This window comes from Listeria rocourtiae subsp. hofi, assembly GCF_963575615.1.
In the GTDB taxonomy this organism is placed as follows: domain Bacteria; phylum Bacillota; class Bacilli; order Lactobacillales; family Listeriaceae; genus Listeria_A; species Listeria_A hofi.
Map to the genome: position 1 here is coordinate 35,713 of NZ_CAUYTL010000029.1, position 8,774 is coordinate 44,486.

At 38.3% G+C, this 8,774-nt stretch carries 7 protein-coding genes; 2 read left to right on the forward strand and 5 right to left on the reverse strand.

Annotation, left to right across the window (positions count from 1 at the left end; genetic code table 11):
* The first annotated feature begins 36 nt into the window (after nt 1-36).
* Nucleotides 37-1,176, forward strand: coding sequence for a pyridoxal phosphate-dependent aminotransferase (locus tag R8925_RS12075; protein ID WP_430536090.1), 1,140 nt, complete (start codon nt 37-39; stop codon nt 1,174-1,176).
* Between the two features lie 89 nt (nt 1,177-1,265).
* Here R8925_RS12075 and R8925_RS12080 read toward each other — a convergent pair whose 3' ends face one another.
* The 4 genes from R8925_RS12080 to R8925_RS12095 form a co-directional block, all read right to left on the reverse strand.
* Nucleotides 1,266-3,608 (reverse strand): S8 family peptidase, encoded by a 2,343-nt coding sequence (locus tag R8925_RS12080; RefSeq protein ID WP_430536091.1) that lies wholly within the window; start codon nt 3,606-3,608, stop codon nt 1,266-1,268.
* On the reverse strand, nt 3,601-4,707 hold the full coding sequence (locus tag R8925_RS12085) for an AAA family ATPase (protein WP_430536092.1): 1,107 nt from the start codon (nt 4,705-4,707) through the stop codon (nt 3,601-3,603). Before R8925_RS12085 ends, R8925_RS12080 begins: the two co-directional genes overlap by 8 nt.
* A gap of 142 nt (nt 4,708-4,849) precedes the next feature.
* Complete coding sequence (locus R8925_RS12090) at nt 4,850-5,140, reverse strand: hypothetical protein (RefSeq protein WP_430536098.1); 291 nt, start codon at nt 5,138-5,140, stop codon at nt 4,850-4,852.
* A 34-nt stretch (nt 5,141-5,174) separates the two neighbouring features.
* A complete protein-coding gene (locus R8925_RS12095) occupies nt 5,175-5,822 on the reverse strand; it encodes an HAD family hydrolase (protein ID WP_430536093.1) in 648 nt (215 codons plus the stop codon).
* A 193-nt stretch (nt 5,823-6,015) separates the two neighbouring features.
* Between R8925_RS12095 and R8925_RS12100 the strand changes: the two genes are divergently transcribed.
* Nucleotides 6,016-7,305 carry an NCS2 family permease gene (locus R8925_RS12100; protein WP_430536094.1) on the forward strand — a complete coding sequence of 430 codons (1,290 nt, stop codon included), beginning with the start codon at nt 6,016-6,018 and terminating at the stop codon, nt 7,303-7,305.
* A 68-nt stretch (nt 7,306-7,373) separates the two neighbouring features.
* Here R8925_RS12100 and ltrA read toward each other — a convergent pair whose 3' ends face one another.
* Nucleotides 7,374-8,762: a group II intron reverse transcriptase/maturase gene (gene ltrA, locus R8925_RS12105; protein ID WP_430536099.1), complete on the reverse strand. Its 1,389-nt coding sequence runs from the start codon at nt 8,760-8,762 to the stop codon at nt 7,374-7,376.
* Between the last annotated feature and the right edge of the window lie 12 nt (nt 8,763-8,774).

The following is an 8,774-nucleotide window of genomic DNA, read 5'->3' on the forward strand; positions in this document are numbered from 1 at the left end:
CGCATTCCTCTTTATATACATATGGAGGTTTTTTAAATGAAGTTAGCGAAAAAATACCAACAAGCGCCTGTCAATATTCTCTCTCAAATCACCACTATCGCAAAAACAACACCGAATCTAATCGACTTTTCCATTGGTGATCCTGATCTAATTACCGACGAAGAAATCATCGAGGCATCTTTCCGAGACGTGAAAAACGGTCAAACCAAATATACCGAAGCATCTGGTGACCTTGAATTGCTCGAAGCTATTTCCGGATTTTACGATCGCACGTATGATTTGCAGTTCCCAACAAGTGAAATCCGTGCAACAGTAGGCGCATGTCATGGTATGTATCTAGCGCTACAAGCAATTATTGATGCTGGCGATGAAGTCATTATCCATGAGCCTTATTTTACGCCCTACAAAGATCAAGTCTTAGCAGCTGGTGGCGTACCTATTTTTATTCCAACCTACGAAAAAGACGATTTTGCGATTAATCTAGACATTTTAAAAGCCGCAATTACCGATAAAACAAAAGCATTGATTCTAAACTCACCGAATAACCCAACAGGTGCGGTTTTCACAAAAGAAATTTTTGAAGAGATTGCTGAGATTGCGAGAAAACACGATTTTTACATCCTATCTGACGAAGTTTACGATGGCTTTAGTTTTTACGAAAAATTCACACCGATGGCAAAATACGCACCAGAGCACACTATCACGCTTGGTAGTCTCTCGAAAAATTTTGCGATGACTGGTTGGCGCATTGGTTATATGATTGCAGGTAGCTACATTATCGAGGCCGTAAAAGGAATCAATGAAGGTATTACGTTCTCGGCCCCATCACCGTCGCAGAGAGCCGCCATACACGCTTTAAATAACGCTGAGAAGTTTATACCCGCCGTCACAAAAACATTCCAAGAACGGCTGGAATACGTCGGAAAACGCGTTGCTGAGATACCTTACCTGTCAATCCACCCTGTCAAAGGCACAATATACGCCTTTATCAACATCAGCGGCTCTGGCATGACCTCCGTTCCGTTCTGCGAATATGTCCTAAAGGAAACGCAAGTCTTACTAATACCTGGCTTGGCATTCGGCGACACCGGAGACAACTACGTCCGTCTAGCTGCGACGCAAAACTTAGAGGTATTAAAAGAAGCCTTTGACCGACTCGCAAAACTAGCATTTTAAAAAGCCGCTAAAGATTTATATTGATATAAATCTTTAGCGGCTTTTTAAGTTGCTCAGAACTATCCAATTATTCAATGCAAAATCAATTATTAAAAATTAATATCAATATTACTTGAAATCTCAATATCATCATATACAAAGTTATTTGATTCCAATTCGCGAATTGTTCCCATATAGACATCTTCTTTATAATCAGGATCTGATATCGTTATTACAACGCAGTAATCCATTGAAAGAACTTTACTTTCCCTATCGTATTTCTTTAAAATAAAATCCCGATACTGCCCTTCTAAATATAAAAACCATGATTTACTATGATCCAAAGACTCCTCCGATACCGAATTCTTTAATTCACTCAAATCTGCCGCAAATTTTTTGACTGGATAGTATTTATCTCCATATTGAATTAGCATTCTCTCAGTTGCATATTTTTCGTTGGCTTTAATAATTTTTTTACTATACAATCCTTTATTCAACAAATTCGTAGCATTCTTTCTTCCAATCGGATTGAGAATAGTCTGTTTCGATAAATCCCTATCAAATTTTTCTGAATAGGTACCAAATCTCAATTTAATATCTGACTGACAGTACTCTGGCCCTAAATCAGCTTCTAAGAAATTGTTGTACACTAGTGTTGCTTTTATTTGCCCCTTATATTTACCAGCCTCAATCAAATTTTTAGGGTAGGGGAAATCCATGATATCTATTTTTTCACCTTTTCTCAAATTCCCCTGTAAAACTAGCGTTGTGGAATAGGGCGAACTAGCGACTAATATATCTCTTGAATTTAAGGGCTTGCCATACCCCATCTTCAATAATCTCTCTTCTCCAGAAATATTCAAATTTTCAGCATAGCCAGCTGAATGCGTTAATAACGCTTTCAACAATAAAGGGTTAAACTCACTTCTAAGTCCTTCGGAGAGTTCTGCTATATTTTTTGCTACTTTTGGGGTAGAGAAACTTGTACCAACATGAGTAGCTAAGCGCTCATCACTAGAAATTCCTATCTCACTAACTTCTCGGAAATCTTCTCTTGTCCTTGGTTTCTCTACAGTAGCAATAACATCTCCTCCAAAATGTACTAGTTCAGGCTTAATAATAAATCCTGGACCTCTTCCAGTTCTGGAGTAGGGAGCCGGATAATTTTTTCTACAAAAACCATACTCATCATTTCCCCTATTTAATGACCCAACAGTCACTGCCCTTATTGATTCAGCCCCAACACTCAATAATCCAGCCTCATCATTGTTATAAAATGATGAATCATTCCCCGCCGACTTACAAATTATCACATTGAATTCATCTTGAATTTTATCTAAAGAAACAGCAAAATTTGAGAATCTATCTGATGCAATTTCTCCTTTTAAGCTAACCGATAAATTCCATACATTCACTTCTGGATTTTGTTCCACCGCATCTCTTATATTATTAACCAAAGTTATTTCATCTATTCCACCCATAGGCACTACCGGAACATCAATAATAGTACAGCCTTTAAACGAATAGTCTTCACAATTGTTAATCTCATTTCCGTGAATTAGTAGTGTTGCAATAAATGTACCATGATTGGTATCAAGCTGATCCTCTCTATATGCGCAACCTCTCCCTTTTATAACCCACCCATCTGTGTACTTGTTAATAGCAACGCCCGAATCCAATAAGCCCACTACCGGATATTTTATATTTGAATTATACTCACCAACTTCCAATTTATCTTCATTTAAAAAGTCTATAACTGGAAAGGGAAATTGAGTTTTCTCTATAGGCTCTAATGACTTAATTGGTAATTTTTTAAGAAATTGTAGCCTATCAAATTCGTGTTCCGTTATTTCAATTATTTTCTCCTCCTCATTGTAAACCCTTTCATTAAAAGTAATTTTGTGTTCTCTCAATTCAGTCAATATATATTCATGTATTTCATTATTTTTTTCAGCATCTTGAAAATCCAAAAAACTCATTTTATACACGTCTTCATTTATCTCGCTATTCTCAATAATTTTGGGTTCATAGACATTTATACTAGTAATTGCAGAAATTTGATTTCTATATCTGTTTAGATCTTGTACATTTGAAATAACTCTATTCAATGAAATTTCCGAATCCATATTAACCAGTATAGAGTTTTCTCCTGACATACCAATTTGCCCTGATTCAGGACTTACTTTAAACATACTAATAATAAGGCTCTGGTGCGATTTTGCTTTTGCATCATCTATAAAGCTAACCTCAATTGCATGAGGAATATGTGATGGGTATTCCCCTATATGATACTTTAAACTATTAAGATCTGATATTAATTCTTGGCTTTTGTCTTGTAGGTGCTGTTCATCCAATACCCAAGATGGAACCTTAGAACTTCCACCTCCTTCAGTCCTCAAGTTATCTTGTTTCCTATGTGAAAATTTTATAATTGGATATCTTTCTTTATTCATTCTCTCCCACACCTTTCTTTAAAATATTTCTCACTTGCCTGTTTGGAAATCTAAAAACATTTGAAATTTCTTTTTGGCTTACACCATTTTCATTTAGATATTTAATTAGTGAATCGTTTGATGCCTCATACGAAGAATTTTTCATGAATAATTCATATATTATTTGAGCATACTTTAGTTCTGATTGTGAGTTTACAATACTTTTTTTAGCTGATGTATTAATTATTGACTTTATTGTCGAAGGAGAGTAGCCTTCCATTAAAGATACTAAACGATTTATTTTTTTCTTATCCATAGAAAAATCATTAGGCAAGACATCCGAATATTCTAAAATAATTTCCTCCCGCTCGTTTGCACCAGGGGCACTAAGCATTATGATTTTATCAAACCTTCTCCATACAGCTTCATCGAGCAGTTGCGAGTGATTTGTAGCTGCTATTAATATACTTTTATCATCAAAAGAATCCATATTTTGGAGCAAGCTATTGACCACACGCTTTAGCTCACCTAACTCATTTTTATCATCCCTAATTTTTGCCAATACATCGAATTCATCCAAAAAAAGAACACATGGTTGTCTAGATGCAAAATCAAACACCTTTCTTATATTCTTTGATGTACTACCTAGCATTGACGATACAAGTCCATCTAGTCTCGCTGTCACCAAAGGTAAACCAACTTGCAAACTAATAAATCTGGCTAAAGATGTTTTACCAGTGCCTGGTGGACCATGAAGCAACAAGTGATTGTTTGATTCTATTCCCAGAGTAATCAATTCATCTTTTTTTTCATAAGATAAAATAAAATCTCTCACCTCATTTTCAATTAAAGAATTAAAAATCAAAACCTCGCTACTTTCCTTAGGAACTGTTACATCCACAATATCTAGTTTGCTATCACTATCAAACGGTTTAGATGATAAACTATCCAGAGAGGCAACATGAGTGTTATTTTCTTGAATTATTTTCCTGATTTTTTTAGCCACATTTTGTTGACTATTTTCTTCATAATAGTCAACTAATTTTGCTGAGTAGTTAATAACTTTTTGGCGATTATTTGTTATACCACCTTCTATAATTTTAAATAAATCATCGTACACGAAAAACACCCCTTCCTAACTAAGGATATCATTATTGGACATTTTAATCAACAAAACGTACATGAAATTTAAAATATGGGCGATTTTTTCATTTAAATAAAAAAGGTCTGTGACTTTATTAAAAATAAAGTCACAGACCTTTTTATCCAATCGTAGGAGCCATAGATACCTGCCAATTCGTAACCATCCGGTCCATTTCTTCCACCGTCAACGCATTAAAACCAATAATTTGATCCACCGAAATCGTCAATCCCTTAGAAAAGCGATTCACTCGTGAAGCCGAAACACAATTAATATACACATCTTTTAGCTTCACAACACTATGTGGAATTTCATCTGGAATATCCGTAATACCAATAATATAGCCAATTGATGTTACAAAAAGCACCGGCTCACCATGCTTCATTTGTTCAAATAACTCCACTTCTTTTATCGTGTTTTCAATCATTTCAACCACTCCTCTGATTCTATTTACCCGCTAAAAATGCATCCAAATCCACATCTTCAAATGAATCATAAACGCTCGTGCCTTCCGGGAAAACTATACCTTTCGTCACTTCATTTTTTACAACAATTACGTGTAATCCTGCACCAACCGCAGATAAAGAACCATTTCGCGAATCCTCCACCGCAACCGCTTCTTCTGGTTTCACGCCAAGAGCCTCCACTGCTTGACGATAAAGCGCCGGATCTGGCTTAATAACCTCCACATCATCTGCCGTCTGAATCGTTTCAAAATCCGCTAAGATTCCAAACTTCTCTAAAATTGGATCAACCCAAGCACGTGCTGAACTCGTTGCTAAGCCAATTTTGTAGCCATTATCTTTCGCATAATTGAATAAACGCATAAACCCTTCACGCATCTCCAATTTGTCACGGCCATTGTGCACTTGCAAATCTATGTATTTCTGAAAAGCCGCCGCATCAAATTTTCCATTCGTTTGCTCCGCCATGTAAAGAAGAAGAGGCTCATCCGTGCTTCCAACCACTTTCTCATACACATCCATCGGCAAACTCATACCATAATGTTCCTGCAAATACTTCTGTGTTTCGTCAAACCAAACCGCTTCCGTATCAATCATCGTCCCATCAAAATCAAAAACAAATGCTTTCATGAAATTCCTCCAACTCTCATATTTCGACCTCTTCATTATACCATATGAAATAGTTTCATCCTTCAAAAGAATACGACTTCCTAAAATAAGCTTGCATTTCATCCGAAAAACGAATATTATTGTAATTGTGATTTAAAACGTTCGTAATGAGACGAAAAATCATCTTTTTAACTATAAAAGGGAGTGGAATTTCATGTTTCAACTAAAAGCTCACGGAACAGACGTCAAAACAGAGGTTATTTCAGGTTTTACAACATTTTTAACAATGGTCTATATTATCGTCGTAAACCCGGCAATCCTTTCAGCGGCAGGCGTTCCTTTTGACACGGTATTTATGGCAACAATTATCTCAGCGGTCATTGGAACACTCTGGATGGCACTATTCGCCAACTACCCAATTGCAATTGCACCTGGACTTGGTATGAACGCCTATTTTGTCACTGTTGTCACAACGCAAAAATTAGACTACGCGACCGCATTCACCGCCGTTTTCGTAGCAGGTATTATTTTCTTACTACTATCTCTAACACCCTTCCGCGAAAAACTAATCACAGCGATTCCCCATACATTAAAAGCAGGGATTACTGCTGGTATCGGGCTTTTTATCGCTTTTCTAGGTTTCCGAATGACAGGAATTATCGTAAAAAGCGACTCCAATCTAGTCGGGTTAGGTGATTTGCACTCTCCCGAAGCCTTGTTAGCAATAGTGGGACTTCTCATTACGCTAATTTTTTTAGCATTGAGGGTTAAAGGAGCACTTTTCATTGGGATGATTTCAACTGGAATCATTGCCTTCTTCACTGGCGAACTAAAATTCGACGGTTTTGTCAAAGTACCATCGATGCCTGACTTTGTCATCACAAATCCAATCCACGCATTCGGTGATGTAGTCACGTATAGCCTCTATGGCGTTGTTCTTTCGTTCCTTTTAATCACTATTTTTGATACAACAGGAACGATGATTGGTGTTGCAAAAAAAGCTGGTCTCATGAAAGGCGAAAGCTTGCCAAACGCCAAACACGCTCTGCTTGCAGATGCTGTTGCGACAAGTGTTGGCTCCATGTTTGGTACAACACCAACAAGTGCCTACATTGAATCCTCTGCTGGTGTTGCAACTGGTGGACGTACAGGTTTAACAACACTTACCGTTGCAGGATTATTCCTAGTTTCTGCCTTCTTTGCACCACTTGTTGGCGCAGTATCCGGTATTTCGGCAATCACGGCACCCGCCCTCATCATCGTTGGTAGCATGATGATTGGTGCGGTTAAGGAAATCGATTGGGACACATTGGACGAAGCCTTCCCAGCATTTCTAGTTATTCTTGCAATGCCACTAACATCCAGCATTGCAATCGGCCTAGCTTTCGGCTTCATCTCCTATCCAATCTTAAAAATTTTCACTGGGAAATGGCGTGAACTAAACTGGTTCGTCATTGTCATCGCGATTCTGTTCTTCATTCTAGTCGCATTCCTACCACATTAATCGAGTAGGAGGAGCCGTTAGGCTCCGACCTCTCACACCACCGTACGTACCGTTCGGTATACGGCGGTTCAATAGCTTGAGTGTAGTGCCTCGTATCTTTTGGAGATATCTTTATATCCAATCGATACGAGGTATTTATCTGTCAGTGTACGATGTAAAATGCCACTGCTCGCAATGCGCCAGTAACCTTTTCGAGTATTCGCCCATTGCCAAGCTTGATACCTATCTGTGCCTAGTTGTCGCAAGCGACTGAATCTCGTTCGTACTCTTTTCCATTGCTTCCAAATATATTGTCTGATTCGACGTCTTAACCAACCATTTATTTCTGAAAGAAATGTCTTCATGGATGCAATGCCGTAATAATTTATCCAGCCTCGTGTCACGCGATCCAATTCTTGAAATATCTGTTCAATAGCTTTGCCTCTATTTCGCTTGGTAATCCTCTTTAATTTCTCTTTGAATCGTTTCTTCGCCTGAGAATGTGGACGTAGCTTGACGCCATTTGCCGTTGGTAGTAGGCAGAAACCTAGAAACTTACGTTTCGTTGGACTTCCTACTTGGCTTTTATCACGGTTTACCGGCAGATATAATTCTTTCTCCAAGAAGGTAATACAGCTTGCCATCACGCGCTCACCAGCACGTTTACTACGCACATAAATATTGCAGTCGTCGGCATAGCGTACAAATAGGTGTCCTCTCCGATGTAATTCTTGGTCGAAGACATATAAATAAATATTACTGAGAAGCGGGGATAGATTGCCACCTTGTGGCGTTCCTCTCTCCGTTTCTTGTCGTTCCGTACCAATCATCACACCGCTTTGTAGAAATCGACGAATCAAGGATAGTAGCTGTTTATCTAGCACATACTTTTCGATGAATCCCATCAATTTATCATGATGGACGGTATCGAAATATTGCTTCATATCCATATCTACCACATATTTGTAGCCAGCTTCATAGAAGCTTTTTGCCTTACGAATGGCTTGATGCGCATTTCGTTTTGGGCGGAATCCATAACTATTATCGGAAAATAACGGGTCAAAGATAGGCTCTAGGATTTGTGCCACCGCTTGTTGTATCAGCCTATCTAGTACACAAGGGATACCTAATTGACGTTTGCCACCATCTGCTTTTGGAATCAGGACACGTTTCACTGGTTGCGGTTGGTATTTTCCTGTACGCAATTGTTCTACTAGATTTTCTCGGTTGTCCCGCAGATAAGGAAGTAGTTCTTCCACTGTCATGTCATCGATGCCTGCGGCGCCTTTATTACGTACTACTTTCTGGTAAGCAAGGTTCAGATTATCTCGATGGATAAGTTTGTCTATCAGATTTTCTACACCATCTTGTCTGCCAATTTCACCAGAGAGAATACTATGCGCTTCGTCATACCTTTCGGCTTCCAGCCTATCCTTTTGATAATAGCCCGATTTCTCGGTTTTCTGCAGTGAATGCATCTCTCCACCTCC